Origin of the sequence: Nitrincola iocasae, assembly GCF_008727795.1 — a bacterium.
Lineage (GTDB): Bacteria > Pseudomonadota > Gammaproteobacteria > Pseudomonadales > Balneatricaceae > Nitrincola > Nitrincola iocasae.
In genome coordinates, this window is the sequence record NZ_CP044222.1 from 2250759 (window position 1) to 2274327 (window position 23569).

At 47.9% G+C, this 23569-nt stretch carries 22 protein-coding genes; 16 read left to right on the plus strand and 6 right to left on the minus strand.

The features are described from left to right. The first annotated feature begins 22 nt into the window (after positions 1 to 22). From F5I99_RS10375 to F5I99_RS10390, 4 genes are all read left to right on the plus strand, one after another. Positions 23 to 1063: a virulence RhuM family protein gene (locus F5I99_RS10375; RefSeq protein ID WP_151055750.1), complete on the plus strand. Its 1041-nt coding sequence runs from the start codon at positions 23 to 25 to the stop codon at positions 1061 to 1063. Further along, entirely contained in the window at positions 1060 to 4158 is a 3099-nt protein-coding gene (locus F5I99_RS10380; protein WP_151055752.1) for a type I restriction endonuclease subunit R, read from the plus strand. The genes F5I99_RS10375 and F5I99_RS10380 overlap by 4 nt, the downstream gene beginning before the upstream one ends. Positions 4159 to 4242: 84 nt before the next feature. Further along, positions 4243 to 6951, plus strand: a complete 2709-nt coding sequence (locus F5I99_RS10385) for an ATP-dependent DNA helicase (RefSeq protein ID WP_151055754.1) — start codon at positions 4243 to 4245, stop codon at positions 6949 to 6951. Between the two features lie 191 nt (positions 6952 to 7142). Beyond that, on the plus strand, positions 7143 to 7736 hold the full coding sequence (locus F5I99_RS10390; protein ID WP_151055756.1) for a hypothetical protein: 594 nt from the start codon (positions 7143 to 7145) through the stop codon (positions 7734 to 7736). A gap of 153 nt (positions 7737 to 7889) precedes the next feature. Here F5I99_RS10390 and F5I99_RS10395 read toward each other — a convergent pair whose 3' ends face one another. Next, complete coding sequence (locus F5I99_RS10395) at positions 7890 to 8402, minus strand: hypothetical protein (RefSeq protein WP_151055758.1); 513 nt, start codon at positions 8400 to 8402, stop codon at positions 7890 to 7892. A gap of 311 nt (positions 8403 to 8713) precedes the next feature. Here F5I99_RS10395 and F5I99_RS10400 point away from each other — a divergent pair, with 311 nt between their 5' ends. Next, positions 8714 to 8989: a HigA family addiction module antitoxin gene (locus tag F5I99_RS10400; RefSeq protein WP_151055760.1), complete on the plus strand. Its 276-nt coding sequence runs from the start codon at positions 8714 to 8716 to the stop codon at positions 8987 to 8989. 116 nt (positions 8990 to 9105) lie between these two features. On the opposite strand, the gene F5I99_RS10405 is transcribed toward F5I99_RS10400, so the two are convergent. Then, the gene (locus tag F5I99_RS10405) at positions 9106 to 10107 is read right to left on the minus strand and encodes a hypothetical protein (protein ID WP_151055762.1); all 1002 of its coding nucleotides are present in this window, start codon (positions 10105 to 10107) and stop codon (positions 9106 to 9108) included. Positions 10108 to 10254: 147 nt separating this feature from the next. Here F5I99_RS10405 and F5I99_RS10410 point away from each other — a divergent pair, with 147 nt between their 5' ends. Further along, positions 10255 to 10719 carry an Lrp/AsnC family transcriptional regulator gene (locus tag F5I99_RS10410; protein WP_151055764.1) on the plus strand — a complete coding sequence of 155 codons (465 nt, stop codon included), beginning with the start codon at positions 10255 to 10257 and terminating at the stop codon, positions 10717 to 10719. Between the two features lie 114 nt (positions 10720 to 10833). Here the strand turns inward: F5I99_RS10410 and F5I99_RS10415 are convergent, their stop codons facing one another. After that, positions 10834 to 13164 carry a glucose/quinate/shikimate family membrane-bound PQQ-dependent dehydrogenase gene (locus tag F5I99_RS10415; protein WP_151055766.1) on the minus strand — a complete coding sequence of 777 codons (2331 nt, stop codon included), beginning with the start codon at positions 13162 to 13164 and terminating at the stop codon, positions 10834 to 10836. Between the two features lie 168 nt (positions 13165 to 13332). Beyond that, on the minus strand, positions 13333 to 13758 hold the full coding sequence (locus F5I99_RS10420; protein ID WP_151055768.1) for an acyl-CoA thioesterase: 426 nt from the start codon (positions 13756 to 13758) through the stop codon (positions 13333 to 13335). Between the two features lie 146 nt (positions 13759 to 13904). Here F5I99_RS10420 and F5I99_RS10425 point away from each other — a divergent pair, with 146 nt between their 5' ends. After that, on the plus strand, positions 13905 to 14132 hold the full coding sequence (locus F5I99_RS10425; protein WP_151055770.1) for a VF530 family protein: 228 nt from the start codon (positions 13905 to 13907) through the stop codon (positions 14130 to 14132). A gap of 28 nt (positions 14133 to 14160) precedes the next feature. Continuing rightward, entirely contained in the window at positions 14161 to 14691 is a 531-nt protein-coding gene (locus F5I99_RS10430; RefSeq protein ID WP_151055773.1) for a GNAT family N-acetyltransferase, read from the plus strand. 8 nt (positions 14692 to 14699) lie between these two features. On the opposite strand, the gene F5I99_RS10435 is transcribed toward F5I99_RS10430, so the two are convergent. Then, entirely contained in the window at positions 14700 to 15029 is a 330-nt protein-coding gene (locus F5I99_RS10435; RefSeq protein ID WP_151055775.1) for a helix-turn-helix transcriptional regulator, read from the minus strand. A gap of 442 nt (positions 15030 to 15471) precedes the next feature. On the opposite strand from F5I99_RS10435, the gene F5I99_RS10440 reads away from it, so the two are divergent. The 7 genes from F5I99_RS10440 to F5I99_RS10470 all read left to right on the plus strand — a co-directional run bounded on the left by F5I99_RS10440 (position 15472) and on the right by F5I99_RS10470 (position 21595). Next, complete coding sequence (locus tag F5I99_RS10440; RefSeq protein WP_151055777.1) at positions 15472 to 16290, plus strand: 7TM-DISM domain-containing protein; 819 nt, start codon at positions 15472 to 15474, stop codon at positions 16288 to 16290. An 80-nt stretch (positions 16291 to 16370) separates the two neighbouring features. Continuing rightward, entirely contained in the window at positions 16371 to 16679 is a 309-nt protein-coding gene (gene tnpA, locus F5I99_RS10445) for an IS66 family insertion sequence element accessory protein TnpA (RefSeq protein WP_151053923.1), read from the plus strand. Next, positions 16679 to 17047, plus strand: coding sequence for an IS66 family insertion sequence element accessory protein TnpB (tnpB, locus tag F5I99_RS10450; RefSeq protein ID WP_151053924.1), 369 nt, complete (start codon positions 16679 to 16681; stop codon positions 17045 to 17047). Before tnpA ends, tnpB begins: the two co-directional genes overlap by 1 nt. Before the next feature lie 44 nt (positions 17048 to 17091). After that, positions 17092 to 18744 (plus strand): IS66 family transposase, encoded by a 1653-nt coding sequence (gene tnpC / locus F5I99_RS10455; RefSeq protein WP_151053925.1) that lies wholly within the window; start codon positions 17092 to 17094, stop codon positions 18742 to 18744. After that, positions 18735 to 20204 carry an EAL domain-containing protein gene (locus F5I99_RS10460; RefSeq protein WP_225307654.1) on the plus strand — a complete coding sequence of 490 codons (1470 nt, stop codon included), beginning with the start codon at positions 18735 to 18737 and terminating at the stop codon, positions 20202 to 20204. The genes tnpC and F5I99_RS10460 overlap by 10 nt, the downstream gene beginning before the upstream one ends. 36 nt (positions 20205 to 20240) lie before the next feature. Continuing rightward, a complete protein-coding gene (arfB, locus tag F5I99_RS10465) occupies positions 20241 to 20654 on the plus strand; it encodes an alternative ribosome rescue aminoacyl-tRNA hydrolase ArfB (RefSeq protein WP_151055781.1) in 414 nt (137 codons plus the stop codon). Between the two features lie 71 nt (positions 20655 to 20725). Continuing rightward, the gene (locus F5I99_RS10470) at positions 20726 to 21595 is read left to right on the plus strand and encodes an ankyrin repeat domain-containing protein (protein WP_151055783.1); all 870 of its coding nucleotides are present in this window, start codon (positions 20726 to 20728) and stop codon (positions 21593 to 21595) included. Here F5I99_RS10470 and F5I99_RS10475 read toward each other — a convergent pair. Then, positions 21589 to 22533 carry an AraC family transcriptional regulator gene (locus F5I99_RS10475; protein ID WP_151055785.1) on the minus strand — a complete coding sequence of 315 codons (945 nt, stop codon included), beginning with the start codon at positions 22531 to 22533 and terminating at the stop codon, positions 21589 to 21591. The genes F5I99_RS10470 and F5I99_RS10475 overlap by 7 nt on opposite strands. A 222-nt stretch (positions 22534 to 22755) precedes the next feature. Here F5I99_RS10475 and F5I99_RS10480 point away from each other — a divergent pair, with 222 nt between their 5' ends. Beyond that, positions 22756 to 23496, plus strand: coding sequence for an SDR family oxidoreductase (locus F5I99_RS10480; protein WP_151055787.1), 741 nt, complete (start codon positions 22756 to 22758; stop codon positions 23494 to 23496). The last annotated feature ends 73 nt before the right edge of the window (positions 23497 to 23569 follow it).

The following is a 23569-nucleotide window of genomic DNA, read 5'->3' on the forward strand; positions in this document are numbered from 1 at the left end:
TCACGCATAAGGAAGGAACCCTATGTCCAAGCATCTAAGCCTGCAAGACCAAACCACGGAGTTTCTGCTCTACACCGCACCCAATGGCGAGATAAAAGTGGAGGTACTGCTCAGTGGTGAGACCATCTGGTTGACCCAGGAGCGCATGGCCGAGCTGTTTGGTGTGCAGCGCCCAGCGATCACCAAACACCTTAAAAATATATTTGAAAGCAATGAATTACAGGAAAGCATGGTATGTTCCATTTTGGAACATACCACTGAACACGGAGCGATTGCCGGTAAAACTCAGACCAGCAAGGTCAAGTATTACAATCTGGATGCGGTGATCTCCGTTGGCTACCGAGTCAACTCGGCGCAGGCGACTCAATTCCGAATTTGGGCAACCCAACTGATCAAGGAGTACATCATCAAGGGTTTTGCCATGGATGATGAACGACTGAAAAATGGCCGTTACTTTGGCAAGGATTATTTCCGCGAGTTACTGGAGCGGGTGCGTTCCATCCGCGCCAATGAGCGGCGCATCTATCAACAAATTACCGATATTTTTGCCGAATGCAGCATCGATTACGACCCAAAATCGGAAACCACCCGGTTGTTTTACGCCCACGTGCAAGACAAGTTTCATTATGCCATTACCGGCCATACCGCGGCTGAAATCATTTCGCTAAAAGCGGATTCCAGCAAACCGTTGATGGGCATGAGCACTTATAAAAATGCACCGGATGGGCGGGTATTGAAGTCGGACTCAACCGTGGCGAAAAATTATTTAGGTGAGGACGACATAAAAAAACTGGAACGCACTGTGTCGGCATTTTTTGACTATATAGAGGGTATTATCGAGCGACGTAACACCTTCACCATGGAAAGCTTTGCCGAAAGTGTGAATAAGTTTCTGGCCTTTAATGAATACCAGGTTCTGGAGGGCTACGGTAGCGTCAGCCGTAAGCAGGCCGAACAGAAAGCGTTTGCAGAGTATGACAAGTTCAACAAACAGCAACCTATTGAGTCTGATTTTGATCGTGAAGTGAAAAAACTGCTGCATAAAAAGGATACTAAGCAATGATCGACTATAAACCCATCGCCGAATCGAATCGCTTTATCGTTTTAGATAAATACACCAAGCAATGGCAAGTTTCTGAAAGCTACCAGAGCGAGAGCGATTTAGAGCGCGAGTTGATTCAGGATTTAGTCAATCAAGGCTATGAGTACCTGCCTGGCCTAAACAACCCCGAAGCCATGCTGGCCAATGTGCGCGTGCAATTGCAAGTGTTGAATAAGGTACAGTTTGCCGAGGGTGAATGGTTGCGCTTTGTGGAAACCTACCTGGATAAGCCTAGCGATGGCATTGTCGATAAAACCCGCAAGGTACATGATGATTATATTCACGATTTTGTGTTTGATGATGGCCGTATTCAGAACATCTACCTGCTCGATAAAAACAACATTGCCCGCAATAAGCTGCAGGTAATTAAGCAATTTGAGCAAGCCGGTACTCACGCCAACCGTTACGATGTAACCATTTTGGTCAATGGATTGCCATTGGTTCAAATTGAGCTGAAAAAACGTGGTGTGGCGATTCGCGAAGCGTTTAACCAAGTACACCGCTACAGCAAAGAGAGCTTTAATGTTGAAAGCTCGCTCTTTAAGTATTTGCAACTGTTTGTGATTTCCAACGGCACCGACTGCCGCTATTTCGCCAACACCACAGCGCGCAACAAAAACAGTTTCGACTTCACCATGAATTGGGCGAAAGCCGATAACAGCCTGATTAAAGACTTAAAAGATTTTACCGCGACCTTTTTCCAGAAAAACACCCTGCTCAATGTGCTGCTACATTATTCGGTATTTGATGTAAGCAACACCCTGCTTGTGATGCGTCCTTACCAGATTGCGGCCACCGAGCGTACGCTATGGAAAATCAACAGCGCTTATCAAGCCAAAAACTGGAGCAAGCCCGAAAGCGGTGGCTACATCTGGCACACCACCGGATCCGGTAAAACGTTGACCAGTTTCAAAGCGGCACGCTTGGCGACTGAGCTGGCGTTTATTGATAAAGTTTTTTTTGTGGTGGACAGGAAAGATCTGGACTACCAAACCATGAAGGAATACCAGCGCTTTTCACCCGATAGCGTGAATGGCTCAGACAGCACCGCTGGGCTTAAGCGCAACTTGGATAAAGACGATAACAAGATCATCGTCACCACTATTCAGAAGCTCAACAACCTGATGAAAAGCGAGGGTGACCTGCCGGTGTATAACAAGCAGGTGGTGTTTATTTTTGATGAATGCCATCGCAGCCAGTTTGGTGAGGCGCAGAAAAACCTGCAGAAAAAATTCAAAAAGTTTTATCAGTTTGGTTTTACCGGCACGCCCATCTTCCCACAAAATGCCCTTGGTGCCGAAACCACTGCCAGCGTATTTGGACGGGAGTTGCACTCTTATGTGATTACCGATGCTATTCGCGATGAAAAAGTGCTCAAGTTCAAGGTGGACTACAACGATGTGCGCCCGCAATTCAAGGTGATTGAAACAGAGCAGGATGAGAAAAAGCTCAACGCAGCAGAGAACAGGCAAGCCCTGTTGCACCCCGACCGGATTCGGGAAGTATCGCAGTATATTCTGAATAAGTTTCACCAAAAAACTCACCGTCTACAAGCGGGCGGCAAGGGCTTTAACGCCATGTTTGCGGTGAGCAGTGTGGATGCAGCCAAGCTGTATTACGAGGCGTTCAGGCAGTTGCAGCAAGACACAGATAGGCCGCTGAAGGTTGCCACTATCTTTTCGTTTGCGGCCAATGAAGAACAGGATGCCGTGGGCGAGATTCCAGATGAAAGCTTTGATGTATCTGCCATGAACAGCAGTGCTAAGGAGTTTTTAAATGCAGCTATTAATGACTATAACGCGACTTTTAAAACCAATTTTGGCGTAGACAGAAACGGCTTTCAAAACTATTACCGTGACCTGGCCAAGCGTGTGAAAAGCCAGGAAATAGACTTGCTGATTGTGGTGGGCATGTTCCTGACCGGCTTTGATGCCCCAACTTTGAATACGCTATTTGTCGATAAAAACCTGCGTTATCACGGTTTAATCCAGGCCTATTCACGCACCAACCGTATTTATGATGCCACCAAAACCTTTGGCAATATCGTTACCTTCCGCGACTTAGAGAAAGCTACGATTGATGCCATTACCTTGTTTGGTGATAAGAACACAAAAAACGTAGTACTTGAAAAAAGCTATCAGGAATACATGGAAGGCTTTACCGATCTGGTTACCGGTGAAGCCCGACGTGGCTTCATGGATGTAGTTGCGGAATTAGAACAACGCTTCCCTAACCCTGATGAGATTGTATTGGAAAAGGATAAAAAAGACTTTGCTAAGTTGTTTGGTGAGTATTTGCGCGTAGAGAACGTGTTACAAAATTACGATGAATTTGCCAGCCTGAAAGCCTTGCAAGGTATTGACTTAAGCGATCCAGAAGCGGTTGAAGCCTTCAAGGCTGAACACTATTTAACGGATGATGACATAGCTGCACTGCAAACTATCAGAATCCCTGCTGAGCGCAAAATTCAAGATTACCGCTCAAGCTATAATGATATTCGTGATTGGCTGCGCCGTGAGAAAGCCGCTGAATATAAAGAAAACTCCACCATTGATTGGGACGATGTGGTGTTTGAAGTAGACTTGCTTAAATCGCAAGAAATAAATCTTGATTACATTCTTGAGCTGATTTTTGAGCAAAACAAAAAGAATAGAACTAAGGGCGAAATGATCGAAGAAGTGCGCCGGTTGATTCGTGCCAGCCTTGGTAACCGTGCAAAGGAAAGCCTGATTGTTGATTTTATTAACCAAACTGACCTGGATATGATGGTTGATAAGGCCGGTATCATTGATGAATTCTTCAGCTTTGCACAAACGGAACAAGCCCGAGAAGCGGAAGAGTTGATTCGTTCAGAGGGCTTAAATGAAGACGCCGCTAAGCGCTACATCCTCGCCTCACTGAAACGAGAGTACGCCAGTGAAAACGGTACTGAATTAAATTCAACACTACCCAAAATGAGCCCGCTTAATCCAGCCTACAAAACCAAGAAACAGAATGTTTTTCAGAAAATTGCCGCGTTTGTTGAGAAATTTAAAGGCGTGGGTGGAAAGATTTAGGCGTGCATTCACGTTAATCAATGGGTGGTAGAAGCATGCATAATCAACAAGGATCTTCTTAAACCAAACGAGACTGTATAATTTATGATCACTGTCAGCAAGCAGATCCAAAGCGCTGACGAGGCAATCTGTCAGAATATCGACTCGCTGTCTGAGCAGCGGGCATTGCTCTCGAAGAACCTCCTATCACAACTCAGAAACCTGGTAGAGGGAGTCGCGGTCCGCCTTCACACAGGCTCACCGGATGCTGAATTTAATCACCCAGCGATTGAACCGGGGCTCACCTTTGTCAAAAGCAAGGCAAAATTCAACTTCCTCGGCAAGTTTCACAAACTAATCCAAAAAAGCGCTTCCCACTACACTTTGGATGGAGATTCTTCTGAACGCTTGATGCTAAAGTATTTCGAGTACCTCTACCGCATCCGCAGTTTGCTGCAAGACAACTGTGGTTTAAGTGTTCTGGCAAACCTGGAAGCCTTCCCGATCGATCTAGATCCGTCGCTTCGGGAGTACCACGAGAAGATCGCCGCAAGGATTGAAGCGGTTCGTTCTGCACATCCACACAGCACTGATCGAGATAGGGGTCGGTACTACATTCACAAAACATGTCCGTTCTGTGTTGGCGGGCGGATCTACTACGAGGTCACCTTCTACCGCGCCGTCAACAAGGTAAGCAAGTTCGACCGCATCATCGCCTTCACCGATATCGACATGACTGACAAGTACGCAGCCATGCTGACGCTCCAGCGAGATTCCATTGACGTACTCGACCAGACCATGCCAATCACGATCATCTGCGAGTGGGAAGTATCGATTCGCCCATGTGAGTTCGACAACTTCGCGCACCTGCTAGGCATCACTATGTCAGCTCAGACTAACTCGGCGGAGTATCGATTCCTGATGCATTGGCTAACATTTAACTCAAATAATCTGATCGACCTGATAGAGATGCCCGATAATAAGTATTTGCAGGTAAGGGAGGAAGGTACTAGAGGAGTATCCCAAGCACGGATCTTTCACATGCTGGATGAAGTCCGCCGTATCGTCAGGTCAGCCGCTCCGGGCCACAATATCATTCGCTATCTCCTGCTGCGGATGCACAACCATAATATTAAGCCCCAGTATAACTGGGAGGGCTGTGGCCGCCTCTCCCACATGAAGCTTCAGTACGGCTGCATTCCCTTTGATACCATGCCACTGTGCACCTCGCTACCGGCACACAACCCTCGTTACTGGGATGTTGTCGAAAGCCTCGATATGACCGGACGAAGCCATGAACTGCTCGCTCGACGAGTGAAGAACAACGTGGAGCGTCATGGCATTCTTTACACCCCCATGGCCGACCTTGAGGAGTTTGGAGACGTCAAAGGACTAATACTCTCATACAATAATAAGCTCTATCGCAAGCATACGCAGCGCCAGCTCGTGCTCGACAAAGGGCACGTTTTCATCTGTGAGTATGAGAACGACACAGTATCCATAGTCGAGAAGCTTCAGAAGTACGCATCCTCCCAAATCGATGGCTACACGCAAGCCGTTGAGCGTTGGCTTAATGAAACACCTCGTAGCATCGACGACCCAATGAAGGAGATAGCGCTAAAGCAGCTGTTCAGCAAGTCTCGCGTCGCCCTGATCTACGGCGCAGCTGGCACTGGCAAGTCCACGATGGTGGACCACATCGCACACTACTTCAACGATAAGCAAAAGCTCTTTCTTGCACACACCAATCCAGCAATCGACAACCTCAAGCGCAAGGTAACCGCACAAAACTCTGACTTCCGGACGATCAGCAGCCAGATTGGCAGAAAATCCTCCGATTCGGAGTATGACCTCCTCGTTATCGACGAGTGTAGTACCGTCAGCAACTCTGACTTGATTAAAGTGTTGAGTAGTACCTCCTTCAAGCTACTTGTACTAGTGGGTGACGTCTACCAGATCGAGTCAATCCAGTTCGGCAACTGGTTCGAAATTATTCGTTCATTCATCCCAAATACGTCAGTGTTCGAGCTGACGACTCCCTTCAGAACTCAGAACCCCGCACTCTTGAGCTTCTGGAACAAGGTCCGAGCCATCGAAGATGACATCGCAGAGGTTATGGCTCGCAACGGATACTCGACCATGCTGGACAAAACGCTATTCGAGACGCAAGAGGAAGATCAGATCATCCTGTGTCTGAATTACGATGGACTCTATGGTATCAACAACATCAACCGATTTTTGCAAAGCAGCAACCCTGGTACAGAAACCACCTGGCGTGAGTCTACGTACAAGATTGGCGACCCTGTTCTTTTCTACGAGGCCGAGCGGTTCCGACCGGTAATCTATAACAACCTTAAAGGCAAGATCGTTGACATTGACCGCCAACGCGGACGAATCCAATTCGACGTTGAACTTGAGAGATCGCTCAGTGATTTCGATGTCGACTGTGATGATCTTGAATGGCTGGAAGGCTCGACTGTGCGCTTCTCCGTCTACGAGTCTGATATTAGCGACGAGGACGACGACTCACTGAACACCACCGTGCCATTTCAAGTGGCCTACGCCGTGTCAATTCATAAAGCACAAGGGCTCGAATTTGACTCAGTCAAGATCGTAATCACCGATGCCAATGAAGACGACATTACGCATAGCATTTTCTACACAGCCATTACAAGGGCACGTAAGCGGCTGCAGATTTTCTGGACGCCTGAGACGCAACATAGTGTTTTACAACGCCTCCACCGCAATGCCAACCAAAAGGACGTCTCACTCATTGCTAGCCGTCGTGGCCTTACGCCGGTCAGTAGGGGTTGAACGAAAAAACGCAGCGGAACTGGCATATTTTCATCATGTTCACTACCATACCAGCCAGACTGGCTGATCGGGCGTCAAAACCACTCAGCGTGTTTGAATTACGCCATCGCGATTTAAAAATAATGAGAGTCTGTGACGGTGTACATTTTTATTTAGAAATTTCTTACCCGAGTGATTCTCCAGGAGTTAACGTGCAAAAAACAGAGTTGTTTTTCAAAAACCTTAACATTGCGTTGTCAACTTCTGCAAAGTTTTTTTTAAAGGATGTACCAGTAATTTCTTTTCAAGACTACTCAGACAAAAATTCAACACAAATCAATGAACTAATAGATAGCTGGTTTAAAGCTATGATCAAAGATCGTGATATGAAAGGAATATCTAGAGAAAGTACTGTTTATGACTGTTCAGGAATGGCTGTATCCCTATACTTATTCCTTCAAGATACACTAGGCATTCCTTGTCATATTGTTATTGGAGATATGAAAATATTCGGAGAATTAGAATATAATACATCATACGAACATCTTTATGAAATAATAAATGGAAAACCACATGACAAGATAAATTATCACGTCTGGGTTATCACAGAAAACTATTTAATCATAGACCCAACATTTAGATTAAAAGAATCCGAAAAAGAACTATTTATATCTGGTAAAACTGATGCTGGTGTTTGCATTTATAATATCAAAAAAATCCCTGATGAACTTGATTATATTCCAATGTTAGTTGGTTTAGATCTTCTGATTAGAACAAATCAACTATCACCAATTGAGTTCACCTAACAAGTTAATTATGATTACACGTTAATTTAAAAATAAATATAATAAAATAATGTTTATCTTATTTTTTTACGTAAATCAGCCAAGACTCAATAAAGATAAATCTAAGATAAAGTATGAACACAGACATATACCTACTACAACAGCTTCAGAATATCATCGAGAAGATGGGTGTTGCGGACTTACAGAACAATTATTCTTAATCGTAAAATACATGCATGCAATCCAAGTTTCAACAATGCAATCTTTAATGGAATATTCTGGTGTATGCTCTTCGTTTTGGGGAATAGTTGAACGAAATAAATTTATTTTTTTATCGATATCGCCTGGAGTCAGCTCATGAGCCATTGTATTTCTAAGCTGATTCAATGCCCTAATAGCACCCCAAAGCCAAACCATATCCTCTGGAAGTTCATACATAGCATTTGCCAAACTCAAGTACTGAGAGAAACTAATTCTTTGAATTTTTTCTGGTTTTATCATTTTATCATCAACCAATAATTTTAACTGCTCTTCAATAAGCAAATGTCCCTTAAGTACGATGAGAGTCATATCATCTATCTTCAGAAAGTGATTCCATGCGCGAGAAATAGCACTAGAGTAAATCTGTTTTTGCTCATCGCTTAATAGGAACTCATCCGATAGCTTTGGACTGTTTTCATTTATCATCTAACAAGCCTCCTTAGGATGAGCCGCTGATTACAAAAGTATATCGTATTCTATACTACAATCTATGAAACTGCTTACATAGGCCTCAGAGAAAAACTAGCCCAGAATAGACGAATCAAAACAATAAATAGCCATATTGATCGATGCTGATCCCCCTGCCAATAAGTTTGAAGACGTTCTCAGCGAAGTGGCATAATATGCTGTTGTCACAAGTATAAAACTTATGGCAACTGGCGACTGTTCTTTGAGTTCCGAGACGGCAATGTTTACCTGCTGCACTATGACGATTACCACTGATTGGAGAAGACACCATGGCGATGCATAGCCCTTCGCACCCAGGCCGAATCATCCGGCAGCGCCTGATTGAGGACGAAGACGGTCACAAGATCGATAGCGTGGCCGTGGTTGCCGAACGGCTGGGGTGTCACCGCAATACGTTGAATCGGCTGATTAACGGCAGCGCATCCGTAACACCTGAAATGGCATTGGCATTGGAGCAGGCGGGTGCTGGCAGCGCTGAGTTCTGGATGACAATGCAGGCCAATTTTGATCTGTTCCAGCTTCGCCAAAGCCGGGGTGCGGCTTAGCCGGGTAATGATCTGTTTGAGCTCAAGCGTGGACCGGGAAATTCTTACCTGGTCAGGGATGTGGCGGAGTCTGCCGCTCGTATCCGGGTCAGCCTGGACTATATTCGCGAATTGATTCACGCACCATTTCGGGGTTGTCTACCATCACTTATCTTCTTATATAAATATTTACGACAAGTGCTTTCATCCAGCCGTTTAAGGACAAAGACTAAAACCCCAATCACCGTCACTGCAAATACAATTCGTCCCCAAAAAATAGTCATAAAGTCCGCCCCAATCAACAGAATCAGTAACGTGTCTTCAATCAAGCTATGAAGCAGGTTGAGCAACATCATGGCGACGAAAATATCTCGTGGGGAAATGTGTCCTCGTTTTGCTTCATTAATAAGCAAACCGCCACCAAAAGAAACGCCTAGCGTGATCCCCACAATCGTCAAGTTTGTTGCTTCTCGGCTAATGCCAAGCACAGACAAAATCGGCCTGAGCAATATTGCCATCAATTTTTCGATACCAAGCCATTTTAACAATCGTAAAAATGTCATTAATGCAGCAATCACCACAAAAATCATCGCAAGGTTTTTAAGCTGATCGATTGTCCAAACCACATAACTTGGATCACTTACTGGCGCATGTCGCCAAATCACTTCAGCAGGCGTATTTAGTAGATCTCCGCCTTGGTAGATTTGATGCAAAATCCACCCCATCAACAAACTACCACCAATGCGAATTATCAGTGTCATAGCAATCCCAACGCCTGCTTTTTTAGCAACGGCTACTTCGATAGGAAGTGAATGAGCAAGCAACATCAAAGTGCCAAGAATCGAGACTTGAGCAACGGTTAAGTCCGTGTCAATACTCATAAATATCACGAGTCCAGCGTACATATTGGTGACAAGCGTGGTTGCCCACACCAAGCCCATTTCGCTTGGCAAGCCAACCAGCGACATGACAGGACTCAGCCATTGGCTCAGTAGCTCGATGCCACCAAACTCTTCAACAACCTTGATCACGATGATCATCGGAATCATGATCTTATACAGCGTCCATGTGACATCAAAGATCTCTTTCCAGAGTCCATTCAATAAAAGCCCAACCCAATGATAGTTTCGTTTATTCACTTCTCTTTCTCCAAACAGTCTATGGAGGAAGTGTATTGAGATGACAAGAAATATGCCGATCAATTTAATGATTGAAAATATCGAATATTTTTAATATAAAAACCAATAGGAAATTTTTAACCACAAAAGCATGATTGTGAGAAATTTATGGAATTGGACAAGATAGACCGAAAAATCCTGGCCATCTTGCAGCGTAATAATCGTATCGCAAACGTTGAGCTGGCCGAAGAAGTGGGACTATCGCCACCAGCTTGCCATAAAAGAGTAAAACGACTGAGAGATGAAAACGTTATTGTGGGTGATGTTTCTCTTGTGAACCCAGAATTAACCGGCAACAAACTGACATTACTGGTTTCGGTCGAGATGGAGCGAGATCGAAAAGATCTGTATGACGCCTTTAAGCGCGTCATTAGCCAGGCACCAGAAGTAAGACACTGTTACCAAATAACGGGCAACTACGATTTCATGATGGTCGTCACTGTACCGGATATTCAGGCTTACGAAAGCTTTGTCGATAGAGTACTTCACACAGAAGCCAACATCCGAAAATTCCAAACCTCGGTATCACTTCGAACCGTGAAGTCCTCAACAGAGATTCCTTTAGGTCAATAAAAATGGCAATGCATAGCCCTTCGCACCCAGGCCGAAATCTGGCAGCTCTGAGTTCTGGATGACCATGCAAGCCAATTATGATCTATTCCAGCTTCGCCAAAGCCAGGGAGCGCCTTAACGCTTAATCTTATACGCCACCACATAATCCCCTATCGTCGTGCCGACGGAGCCATGTCCACCGGCCACCTGCACCACCATCTGCTCACCCTGGCTGTTCAGATAGGTCATCGGCGTGGCTTGTCCGCCTGCTGGAAGACGAGCCTGCCACAGTTGCTCACCGGTAGACAGATCATAAGCCCGCAGGTAGTCGTCTACCGTCGCCGCCAGGAAGACCACGCCGCCTTCGGTGATGATCGGGCCGCCTATGCCGGGCACGCCCATTTTGATTGGTAACGGCAGCGGTGTCATATCACGGATGGTGCCGTTCTTATGCTTGTAGGCGATTTCCCCGGTTTTTAGATCCACCCCGGCGACATAGCCCCAGGGCGGTTGCTGACAGGGTACGCCCAGGGGTGACAGGAAGGGTCGCATATCAACGGCATAGGGTGCGCCTTCATTTGAATTGATACCCTGCTCCCCCTGGTTGGTCGCGCCCATGTCCGATCCATCTTTCTCGACCAACTGCTGGATGAAGCCCAGATAAAGTGGCATGCCAAACATCACCTGACGTTTCGGGTCCACAGCGATACCGCCCCAGTTGAACACGCCAAAGTTACCTGGATAGACCAGCGTGCCCTGCACCGATGGCGGTGTGTACTGGCCTTCATACCGCAGTGACTTGAACTGAATCCGGCACCACATCTGATCCAGCGGTGTTGCGCCCCACATCTGTTTTTCTGTCATGGGTGGCGGACGGAAGGTCAGCGCTGATATCGGTTGTGTGGGTGCCGCATGATCCAACTCGACGGTCCCCTGAGGGGCAGGTAGTTCATCTATCGCGAAGATCGGCTCACCGGTCTGACGATTCAGCACATACACATCGCCCTGCTTGGTTGGTACGATGAGTGCCGGTTGCAAGCCGCTTGCGGTATCCAGATCAATCAGTGATGGCTGGGCCGGTGTATCCATATCCCACAGGTCATGGTGTACAAACTGTTGCACCCAGACCACCTGACCGGTATCCAGGCTCAGCGCCACCACGGAGCTGGCATATTTTTCATCATGTTCAGTACGATACCAGCCAAGCTGATCGGGTGTCCGGTTGCCCATCGGGAAATAAATCAGCCCCAGATATTCATCGGCACTGGCTATGGCCCAACTGTTGGGCGAGCTGGGCGTATAAACCTGATCCGGTCCGATCGGTGCGGTATCCTCAGGGTTGCCGGAATCCCAGTTCCACACCAGCTCAGCGGTTTTAGCGTCATAGGCACGAATGACTCCCGATGGTGAGTTTTTGTCGTAGTTATCGTTCACTGAACCCGCCACGATGACCAAACCATTCGCCACTACGGGTGGCGACGTGGAGTAATAGAAACCGGCTTGCTTGAACGGCATATTATGGATTAGATCGAGTTCACCGTTTTCACCAAAGTCAGCACAGCGTGCGCCGGTGGCTGGATCAATGGCAATCAGACGGGCGTCAGAGGTCGGCATATAAAGGGTGGCATCACACTGCACTGCGGCCTGGGTTTCGGCAGCCACATCCAGCCTCTCAGCGGAGGGAACCTCACCTGACGCGGGTGGCAGATACGACACACCGCGACAGGTCTGATGCTGACGCTGGCTTTCCATCGGCACCTGGGCATCATAGACCCAGCGCTTGGTGCCTAGGTCGGCATCCAAGGCCACCAACCAGTTGTGCGGTGTACACAAATACAGCGTGTCGCCGATTTTAAGTGGCGTCGCCTGATAGGTGGTTTCACCAATATCGTCAGGGCGCTTCATATCCCCGGTGCGATACTGCCAGACCTCTTCCAACTGCCCGACATTCTGGGTGGTGATCTGATCCAACGGCGAATAGCGCTGCCCCATGTTGGATCGCCCATAGGCATACCAGCTGGCTTCAGGTGCTTCCCCCAGGTTCGGTGACTCACTGTCCACCTGCATATCGAGGGTGCCGGAAAACTCATGCGGCTTGGCCCAAATGCTGCCCAGTAGTATCACCCCCAACACAGCCCAGACAGGAAACAGCACTTTGCGCCCGCCCGTGTCCGCCACGCTGGAAAACAACAGCGGGATAGCCAGCAACATAAACAAGCCCATGCGCGGTGCTAACGCCCACCAGTCATAGCCGGATTCCCACAAGGACCAGATCAGGGTGGCCACCAGAAACAATGCAAATAACGGACGGGTCAGCTCATGGCGCTTAAAGCCCAGACCGGCATTGACCAGCAACACAACGCCTGCCAACAGATAATAGAGGCTGCCGCCAAGGCTGAGCAAGTAGACACCACCCGCCGTCAGAGCCAGACCCATCAGCGCCACTAGAATTGAAAATAACAGCATAAGCCTTACTCATATATTGAATTGCATATAATTGATGCTAGCGGTAAGACACCAGGCTATAGAGTGCCTACACAAACGTGCCTACACACTAACTGGCTTTTTACTATAGATGATGAGGCGGCTGGGCTTGGTGCGATAGCGCACATTGACAGATAAGAGCGGGCGGCCTTAGATCTCACTTTCTACATAAAGTGGCAGTGAACTCGCCTCGGGTATTTTGGTGGGCTTGCCTTCCTCATCCAACGCTACGAATTTAAAGACCGCCTCAGTGACTTTTTCACGCTTACCGATACGGCCACGTCGAACCCAACTCTCAACATGAATATCGAGTGAGCTGCGCCCTACTCGGCAAACTTCGGTATACACCCCTAAGATATCACCCACCTTAACCGGTCGGATAAAGCTCATGCCATCAAGTGCCACTGTCACTACCCGACATTGTGTCCGCTGACCTGCACATATCCCGGCGGCTAAATCCATTTGTGACAGCACCCAGCCGCCAAAGATATCGCCGGAAGGATTGGTATCCGATGGCATGGCCAGGGTGCGAATAGTTAATCGGCCTCTGACGGGCGCCTCTTCTTGCGCTTGCATGTAGCTGTCTCCTAAGGGTTGTTATTATTTACTTTATGCTAGTGTAGCGTGATTTAGGAAACCTGGCTCAAATTCTGTAAAATCCAACCTATTGATAGCCGCGCAAGCCTATCTTACGCCGGCCCTTACACCCACAGGAAAACCCTATGAGCCAAGAACAACCCAACAATCCTTTACATGGATTAAATCTGGAAAAAATACTCACCCGCCTGGTGGAGCATTACGGCTGGGATGCTTTATATGCGCAGATCAACATCAACTGTTTTCACAACGAGCCATCAATCAAATCGTCGCTGAAATTTTTGCGCCGAACGCAATGGGCTAGAGACAAGGTTGAGGCGCTGTATATTGATACCTTTCGAGCCGAAGAGTAGGAATGAGCAATCTATAAGGAAAAACTCAGTGCAACTATTTGAAACAGAAAGGCTCACTGCAAGACAACTCAGCCATGAGGACCTACCGGCCCTCACCGAGATTTTGAGTGATCCCGAGGTTATGAAGTATTCAGTTCGCGGGGTCTGTGACGAGAAAGCCACCAGCGAGTTTATTGACTGGTGTAGAGCCTGTTACTCATCGCATGGAATCGGCCCCTGGGCGTTGTTGGAGAAAAGCTCAGGTGACCTGGTTGGTTTTTGTGGCATCAGCCCTGAATTAGTCGAGGATGTTGAGGAAATGAATCTGGGCTATCGGTTAGGACGAAGGTTTTGGAATCAAGGTTTCGCGACCGAAGCTGTCAATGCTGTTACTGATTATGCGTTCGAGCAAAAACACTGTGAATCGGTAGTTGCCATCATCGAACCAGAGCATGTGGCGTCAGTTAGAGTATCTGAGAAAGCAGGTTTCCATGATTACACAATTCGCGAATTTCATGGTCGGCCAGTGCGGCTGTATCGGATGACCTGCCAGGATTGGCGCAGGATACATATAACTTAATGCCTGGCTTATGCAGCGTGGGACGAACCTGAAGCTATTGCTTTGGCGACATCGTTGGGAGAAGCGCCAAGTGCTAAAAGTGACTTCATGATCAGATCTATGGAAACACTCGGATCTCCAGCCTCCATTTTTGCTATGCGGGACTGACTGGAGTGAACCAATTTGGCTAATTCTATCTGGCTCAGCTTATTGTGGAGTCTGTGCTGCCGAAGCGCATGACTCAACGCTAACTTCATTTCAATGTATGCTGACTCTTCAGGGGACAAACCCAGAAACTCATCAACGCTACCGACCTTCCAACCCGCAGCTTCCAGTCTCTTTCGATTACTTTCTTGCATCGTCATACATCCTGAATCTGGATTTACATACATCAATTATGTTTTTTGGGGTAGCTTCAGTCTTTTTTAGAAACACATAGGCTACAACAATGGCTTGTCCTTTGGGCTCATGGAATACACTACATGTCAGATATGATATACATACAAGTGAGTGAGTTTGCTAAGTTCAGGCTGCCTGACAGGATTAGTGAGCACAAGGCATGTCTTGGATTGCCTGTGTTTCAAAGTTCAGGTAGCTGGGGTTGGTCCAGTCCATCTGGACTTGGCATTGTCATGGTCATTATCTTTTGGCTTGGGGTTTGGCTATGCCTAGGTTATCTGGTAGAAAGCCTAGTCAAACGATAAACCAAAAAAGCACTATACTCAGTACTGGACCCTCTGTCGCAAACGCCTGCATGGGAAGTTAGCTCTGCGCCTATTTATTCACGCTGGTATATTGTTGTTGCTGTTATCCGCCCATGCCGGAGCTTACACTGTACCCGCGGATTTCACTGGTTCACCTGATTACATCACTGAACCACTGCTCACAGCGGTTGAAGGTGCTGAGCGTCTCACACCCGAGCAAGCATTTGATACGCTAAATTTCAGCAACCTTCACTTTCGACAATCCAGCGACATCTCCGCCGAGGCTTACTGGCACAAAATCGAGTTTTCGCCGGTACAGGCACCCACCGAACTGATTCTGCGTCTTAGCAACATCATGATTGATGAGTTGGATTTCTATCTGATCCAGGATGGTCAGATAATACGTCACTGGGTGCGTGGAGATACCCAGAGATGGACTCCAGAGGCGCCCTACGCCAGCATCTGGTTTCCTATCGATCTGCCCCCCGACACCGAAAGCCTGGTGCTGATCAGAAAAGCCAGTGACGGGCCCTTACTGCTTCCGCTACGCATAATGAGTCCACAGCAATTTGACCGGCAGACCGAGCTCAGCTTCAAGATCTGGGCAGCGGCGGCGGGCGCCCTGTTGATATTACTGCTCCATAATACGGTCACCTTTCTACTCTTTCGCCACCCGGCCTATGGCTTTTATATTCTGTTTCATCTGATTGTATTTCTCAGTCTAGGCGTGAGTCAGGGATTCGGGCCCTGGTTGTGGCCGATGGCGTTCAATCAATTCCTGGGGTCGATCATTTTGACCCTTTACACGCTATCGGCCTGGAGCATTTTCCACTTCAGTCTGCAGTTCCTGCAGATCCGCACCCGTTTGCCCCGTTGGTGGCGTTATCGTCGCCTAGCAGATCTGGCCTTCGCGTAAGCGCCAAAGAATCAGCACCTACAATTTAGAATGTAACCGCTTCAAACTAACTCCATCAAATTCAATGTATGGAGTTCAAAATGACCAACCAAAAACGCCAAGACAACTGGCAGCAGATTATTACACAATGGCAGCAATCTGATCTTTCAGGTGCCGCTTTTTGTCGGCAGCAGTCCGTATCGTATCATCAGTTTTCCTATTGGCGGCAAAAGCTGACAGATGACCAGATCGGTGAGTCAATACAGCCAACAGGATTTACACGCGTCACTCAGGTCAAGGAATCCATTACCGCCAGTGAGCTTGTATTGACCTTGCCAGGTGGCTTTAGCATCACCGGACTGCAGGCCAACAACATCCATCTGCTAGGTGCTATTTTGAGGCAGTTGTGATGAAAGGTCGATACTTGCGTCCTTCCTATGCGTTGCCTGAGATATATTTGTATCGCGTACCGATCGACTTTCGCAAACAAGCCAATGGACTGGCACTGCTCGTGGAACACGAGCTGGGACACAGCCCTTTTAATGGGGCACTTTATGCGTTCACCAACAGGCAGCGTAATAAGATCAAGTGCCTGATGTGGGAAGATAACGGTTTTATCCTGTATTACAAAGCGTTGGCTGAAGAGAAATTCAAATGGCCAAGCCCGTCAGATGAGCTAATGTCCCTGACGGGTGAGCAGATCAACTGGCTGTTAGATGGCTATGATATTACCCTGCTGAAGGGCCATAAAACTCTGCATTATGAGGCCGTTGGATAGGTTTTTTACGTGCCATAACAAGCTGTTTTTGTTATACTTTACGCATGAAAAAACCACCTGAAAACCCCGTCAAAACCCCTGATTTTAGTGGCCTTTCGGCCACCGAATTACTGTCTGTGGTTGCCGGGCTTCAGCAGCAGTTGGTTGAAAAAGAAACTGAAATCCAGAAGCGCAATGACGTGCTCGAACAGCGTAACCAAACCGTCAAGCAACGCGATCAATATATTCAGCTGCTTGAAGAACTCCTGCGCTGGAAACGCATCCAGCAGTTCGCTGCCAGTAGCGAGAAGTCGGCTCATCAACACCACTTATTCGATGAGGCTGAGCTTGAAGCCGAGATCGATGCACGGCGTGACCAATTACCTGACGACATGGAAGAAGCCGATGCACCGCGTGAAAAACGTAAAGCGCGTCACCGGGGCTTCTCTGAACATCTACTGCGTGAACGTATCGAACTGACACTGACCGATGCAGAGAAAGCCGGTGCCAGCAAAGTGTTCTTTACCAAGGTAAAGGAAGAGCTACAGTTTATCCCAGCTCAACTGAAGGTACGTGAAATCTGGCAGGAAAAAGCCGTCTTCATTGAGCAGGGTGAAGAGCGTATTGTGGCCGCTCAACGCCCAGTACACCCCTTAGGTAAGTGTATTGCTACTACGTCATTGCTGGCCTACATCATCACTGCAAAATATGCGGATGGCTTACCCTTGTATCGGTTAGAGAACATCTTTAAGCGTCATGGGCACGAGATCAGCCGCACCAACATGGCTCATTGGGTGATCCGCTTAGAACAGGTGTTCAAACCACTGATCAATCTGATGCGCGAAGTACAAAACAGCAGCGACTACTTACAAGCGGATGAAACGCGGATACAAGTGCTGAAAGAAGACGGTAAAACAGCCCAATCGGATAAATGGATGTGGGTGACACGCGGAGGGCCACCGGACCATCCCTCGGTCTTGTTCGAATACGATCCCTCCCGTGCTGGCAGTGTACCCGTACGTCTATTGGATGACTTTAGCGGCATCTTACAGGCTGATGGCTATTCCGGTTATGGCCGTGTCTGTACTGAAAACAACATCACCCGCATTGGTTGCTGGGATCATGCCCGCCGCAAGTTCGTCGAGGCATCAAAAGCCGCCAAGCCCAAAGGTAAGGGCAAACAGGCTAAGCTCTCTAAGGCTGACATGGCACTGAGTTATATCAACAAGCTCTATGTCATCGAACGAGAGATTAAAGACCTGAGCGTGGCTGAGCGTTACCGCATTCGTCAGGAGTTGAGCCTGGCAAAGCTGAATGAGCTTAAGGCCTGGTTGGAAGCCAACGTCACACGCGTGCTAAAAGACTCCCTGACTCGCAAGGCGATGGAGTATACGCTTAACCAGTGGCCAACCCTTGTGGGTTACTGCGAACGTGGCGATCTACAGATCAGTAATGTCTTGGCTGAAAATGCCATCCGTCCCTTCGCTTTAGGCCGAAAAGCCTGGTTGTTTGCCGATACCCCTCAAGGGGCACGTGCCAGTGCAACCTGTTACTCATTGATAGAAACGGCTAAGGCGAATCAGCTCGAACCGGCTGCTTATATCCAGCATGTCCTGGAACATATCGCTGAAGCTGAGACAGTAGAAGCGTTAGAGCAACTGCTGCCATGGAATGTATCGATGGATAAAACTCCGAAAAAAGTGGCGCAATACGATTAGAGTCAAGGTGCGGATTTAGCGGCGCTTACGCCTTCGCCACGGCGGTACTGATCAGCCTGGTCATACCTGAAAACTATTACGCTACTCCCTTTTCCATCCTGCAGGGAGTGGTTTCAATTCTCAGTTTATACTGGGGAATCACTATTCTACGTCGTGGTTTCACCCCGGCAGGCTTGTATCTGGTTGCTTGGTCTTTTTTCATTGTCGGTGCTGCAATCGGCGCGATGGTATTTCGCAATCAGCTACCATTCAACAGTTTCACCGAGCATGCTTTGCTTATCAGTACGGTCATTGAACTACTGTGCTTTTCATTCAGTCTGACGCAGCGAGCTCAGCATTTAGAAACCGAAAAAAATCAGCAATTGATGACCAATCCTGACTCGGGTTTACCCAATCGCAACTACTTTCTCAACCATCTGCACCACCAGAAGGCGTTGTCAGATAGGTCGGTACATCTTGTTCTGATCCAGCTGTCAGGTATTACTGAACTTAGCGAAGCGGTTGGCCCTGGCAGCGCAGTGAAAGCAACAGCGATCCTTGCCAAGCGGGTCAATCAGGCGCTTGAATCTGAGCCCTGCGTTATAAGGCATCACCTCCCCAATCTCAGCCAGGCCAGGCTCATCGATATGGATCAGGGGATTCTGATATTTCTTTGTCATCAGACCACTAGTCCGCAAGAGGTCATTGAGCACCTCGAACCAGTCCTACATCGAACCATCCACCTGGAGCAGATAGAGTTCCAGCAACTTTTCTCCATCGGCGTCGCGTCAGGTAGTTTAAATGATTTGGATATGACAACACTCTATCAACATGCACAACTGGCTGCCCGAGCTAACTGGCGTTCCAATCATCTCTGGAATCAATACCAGCAGGATCTACAGCTGCATCAACATAAGCAATTGATGCTGGTGGCTGAGATGAGTAAAGCGATAAGCAATGGCACCACGCTCGCCATCAATATTTCAGCCCGTGACCTGCTGCAACAGAACTTTGCTTCCGGGTTGATCGAGTTGTGCCGCGAATATGGCATTTCACCCCGAAGTCTTGTGCTGGAAATTACTGAAACCGCCGTCATCAGCGATAGAGACCTTGCTGTAGACAATGCCAGCCTGCTTAGGTCGGCCGGTTTCAGCCTGTCTATTGATGATTTCGGTGCCGGCTACAGCTCGATGCAGAATATCAATCGCCTGGCTCCTGAAGAGATCAAGATCGACCGGCAGTTTGTCTCCGATCTGACCAGCAATGAAACCCACCAGACACTGTGCCGTAGCCTGATCCACCTGAGTAGGGATCTGCACACGCATGCCACCGCTGAAGGCATAGAAACACAAGAGCAACTCGATCTACTCAAATCCTGGGGTTGTCACTCGGGCCAGGGATACTACCTCTACCGCCCCATGCCGCCGGATGAGTATTTGAGTCTATTAGTAGCTTCAACTGACGAGGACAATTACACTTGAGTAAGCGACAAACCCAATATTAACCAAGAGGCTCTTTTGCTAGAAATCACCGAAAACACTCAGTTGGCAGACTGGGAGATCGAGTTTCAACCGATTCGTGCTCAGGGCGCGGGTGGGCAAAACGTTAACAAGGTCTCATCTGCCGTGCATTTGCGCTTTGATATCCAGCGCTCGTCATTACTGCCCTTCTATAAGGAACGTCTGCTGAGCTATTCCGATCAGCGGATCACCCAGGATGGGGTCATAGTGATCAAAGCCCAGCGCTTTCGTACCCTGGAAATGAATAAGGAAGATGCCCTGCAGCGGCTGAAGGAACTGATTCAGCAGGCCATCAAACCGGTCAAATTACGCCGTGCCACCCGACCCACCAAAGGTTCACAGCGCCGCCGTGTGGATAACAAAACCCAGCGCGGTAAAACCAAGTCACTGCGTAATAAAGTGGATTTTTGAGTAGCAGCACATGACAGTTGTGAATTTACAAGCCTATGGAATAGGATTAAAAATCTATAAAAGGAATTAAAATGAAGCGTTTTTGCCACCCTTTTGTTGTGCTAGGGTTCGTAAGCACCATCTTTAGTGGCTCTGTGTTTTCTGAGCCGCGGGTTGCCGAGCATGATAAACACCAAAAACTTCAGTTGGAATATGAAGCGTTCAAACAACAAAAAGCGGATGAAATTCAAGCCGTAATAAATTATCACACTGATCATGAATTGCCTTTAGCTGATGCGAACTATAGCTATGTAGTTCCACATAAATCGGAAACACTAGAATATCCACTTATATTTGAAGTCGTTATGTTTGGCACCCCAGAGCAGTTGAATACACTGATTGCAGCCGGTGCTGATGTAAATGCCTTATTTCCTGGAGAAATACCAAGAACGCCTATTTATTTTTCAAACAACGCAAATAGAACCCCTAATGGTTGGCTTGAGTGTAGACCTGAGCAGGCCAAGCAGCTGTTATCGGCTGGTGCAACGTTAGATCTTGAACAAATATCATCTACCAGCAATAGAGTTAATCTGCTGGGAGACTTAACAGTCTCTGATATGCCTGGCTGTCCAGAAATCCTCTCTCTGTTAATTGAGAACGGCGCAGATGTTAATGTGCAAGATATGTATGGCAGAACACCACTGTCCGACGCGTTGCTATTCAATGGCATTAATGCTGTTGAAACTTTGCTGGCTGCAGGTGCAGACCCCACCCTTAAAGACATCACAGGGTTAAGTGTTTTTGAATATGCTCTACAAATGACTTTGCCTTACCTTCCAGTGGAAGATTCAATAGATTCACAGGCTAATACAATCCGCAGGTTTATAGAGCTAGCTATTAATGATAAGCAAAAAGCATACTTTGAATTGAGCGGACAACAGCAAGAAGCCGAAGATCAGTGAGACACAGCAATATCAGCTAGCTGAGTCGGTGGTAACAAATCAAAGCTGACCTTCATGGTGCGCACCTCCTCTGAAGGGGTGCGTCCGAAGAAGCGTTTGAACTCTCGGCTGAACTGAGACGGACTCTCATACCCGACGCGACCGGCGGCTGCAGCGGCGGTCAGTCCATTACGTATCATCAACAGACGGGCATGGTGTAAGCGTGTCGATTTAATATACTGGATAGGCGAGGTTTGGGTTACCGCTTTGAAGTGTACATGAAAGGCGGGAGCACTCATTCCCGCCTCACTCGCCAGGCTCCCGACTTCCAGAGCATCAGCGTAGTTCACATGGATATGGCGTAACGCCTTGGCGATTTTACCAAATTGCCCATAATGGTTAAGTGCTGATCGAACACTGCCACCCTGCTCTCCCACCAGTACCCGATAAAAAATCTCCCGTACAATCGACGGCGCCAGTATGCGTGCTTCTGCAGGAGTCGCCAGGGCATCCAGCAAACGTAAGGTTGCATCGGCCAGGATTTCGTCCAACGGGGTAGAAAGCATACCGCGCGGTGGCGCTAATTTGGCACCACCGGAGGCTTCCAGCAGCATCACCAACTCAGCAATGATCACCGCATCAAGACTGATAGCGATGCCCAGCATGGGCTCTTCCTCACTGGCTTCCGTTTCCGAGATAAACGGCAAGGGAACAGAGAGCACAAGATAATGCTGGGCATCATAAACATAAACCTCATCACCTAAGTAACCCCGTTTACGGCCCTGGCAAATAATAACGATACCTGGCTCGTAGAGAACCGGGGTGTTTGTAAGCGGACGGTTTGAACGCATAAAGCGCACACCCTCCAGTTGAGACTGCGTATAACCCTGGTGTGGCGCAAGCTGATATAAGCGTTTGACTATCTTGTCATGTACCGAAGCATTGCTATTCAGCGTCATACGAGTAACCCACTCAGTAGGTGAAGGTTAATTAAAATAACCCAGTGCTGCTAATCGAAGCCATGCAGTCATGAGAGTAATATACATGCTTTTACCTATAAACTAACACGCACTATCAACCATCAAATAGGATTAGGCAAACACGCAATAGGAACGTCGCTATTGCCACTTGCCATTACTGGCTAATCTTCTCAGGGTACTCACCAACAGAAGGATTAGCACATGACAACTTCAACAACCCACTCCCCAAAAGTTATTTTATTGACCGGTGCCAGCAGTGGTATCGGCGAAACAACTGCGCGCTGGTTAGCCAGCCAGGGGCACAGTTTGATCATTGGTGCACGTCGTATCGACAGACTGGAAAGCTTGACCGACGCCATTCGTACAGAAGGCGGCACGGTGGATTTTAAGGCGCTGGATGTTACCGACCTTAAGGACATGCAGGACTTCGCGAATTTTGCTCTACAGATTCACGGCCGCATTGATGTGATCATCAACAATGCGGGTGTGATGCCACTATCACCTTTGGCGGCGCTCAAAGTCGATGAATGGAACCGCATGATTGATGTCAACATTCGCGGTGTACTTAATGGGATTGCCGCTGTTCTGCCGACCATGCAGGCTCAGGAGCGCGGCCAGGTGATTAATATCTCCTCCATCGGAGGATTAAGCGTGGTGCCAACCGCGGCGGTTTATTGTGCTACCAAATATGCAGTGCGTGCCATTTCCGATGGCTTACGCCAGGAAACCGACAAAATTCGTGTAACCTGTGTTTACCCTGGTGTGGTGGAATCAGAACTGGCTAATACCATCACCGATACCGAAACAGCCAAGATCATCGATATTTACCGTCAGATTGCCCTCAAACCGGACGCAATTGCCTCGGCCATCGCGCATGTCATTAACCAACCCGAAGATGTTGATACCAGCGATATCGTCGTTCGCCCTACAGCGAGTAACTGATAGCGCAGGCTACCAAGGCACTCAAACAACCAGAGGATGCTGCAAACAAAACAGGTGCAGGCGATCCTGCCCT

Coding starts and splice junctions, on each gene's coding strand:
- F5I99_RS10375 (WP_151055750.1), top strand. CDS start 23: ATGTCCAAGCATCTAAGCCTGCAAGACCAAACCACGGAGTTTCTGCTC.
- F5I99_RS10380 (WP_151055752.1), top strand. CDS start 1,060: ATGATCGACTATAAACCCATCGCCGAATCGAATCGCTTTATCGTTTTA.
- F5I99_RS10385 (WP_151055754.1), top strand. CDS start 4,243: ATGATCACTGTCAGCAAGCAGATCCAAAGCGCTGACGAGGCAATCTGT.
- F5I99_RS10395 (WP_151055758.1), bottom strand. CDS start 8,402: ATGATAAATGAAAACAGTCCAAAGCTATCGGATGAGTTCCTATTAAGC.
- F5I99_RS10400 (WP_151055760.1), top strand. CDS start 8,714: ATGGCGATGCATAGCCCTTCGCACCCAGGCCGAATCATCCGGCAGCGC.
- F5I99_RS10410 (WP_151055764.1), top strand. CDS start 10,255: ATGGAATTGGACAAGATAGACCGAAAAATCCTGGCCATCTTGCAGCGT.
- F5I99_RS10415 (WP_151055766.1), bottom strand. CDS start 13,164: ATGCTGTTATTTTCAATTCTAGTGGCGCTGATGGGTCTGGCTCTGACG.
- F5I99_RS10420 (WP_151055768.1), bottom strand. CDS start 13,758: ATGCAAGCGCAAGAAGAGGCGCCCGTCAGAGGCCGATTAACTATTCGC.
- F5I99_RS10425 (WP_151055770.1), top strand. CDS start 13,905: ATGAGCCAAGAACAACCCAACAATCCTTTACATGGATTAAATCTGGAA.
- F5I99_RS10435 (WP_151055775.1), bottom strand. CDS start 15,029: ATGCAAGAAAGTAATCGAAAGAGACTGGAAGCTGCGGGTTGGAAGGTC.
- tnpA (WP_151053923.1), top strand. CDS start 16,371: ATGACCAACCAAAAACGCCAAGACAACTGGCAGCAGATTATTACACAA.
- tnpB (WP_151053924.1), top strand. CDS start 16,679: ATGAAAGGTCGATACTTGCGTCCTTCCTATGCGTTGCCTGAGATATAT.
- tnpC (WP_151053925.1), top strand. CDS start 17,092: ATGAAAAAACCACCTGAAAACCCCGTCAAAACCCCTGATTTTAGTGGC.
- F5I99_RS10470 (WP_151055783.1), top strand. CDS start 20,726: ATGAAGCGTTTTTGCCACCCTTTTGTTGTGCTAGGGTTCGTAAGCACC.
- F5I99_RS10475 (WP_151055785.1), bottom strand. CDS start 22,533: ATGACGCTGAATAGCAATGCTTCGGTACATGACAAGATAGTCAAACGC.
- F5I99_RS10480 (WP_151055787.1), top strand. CDS start 22,756: ATGACAACTTCAACAACCCACTCCCCAAAAGTTATTTTATTGACCGGT.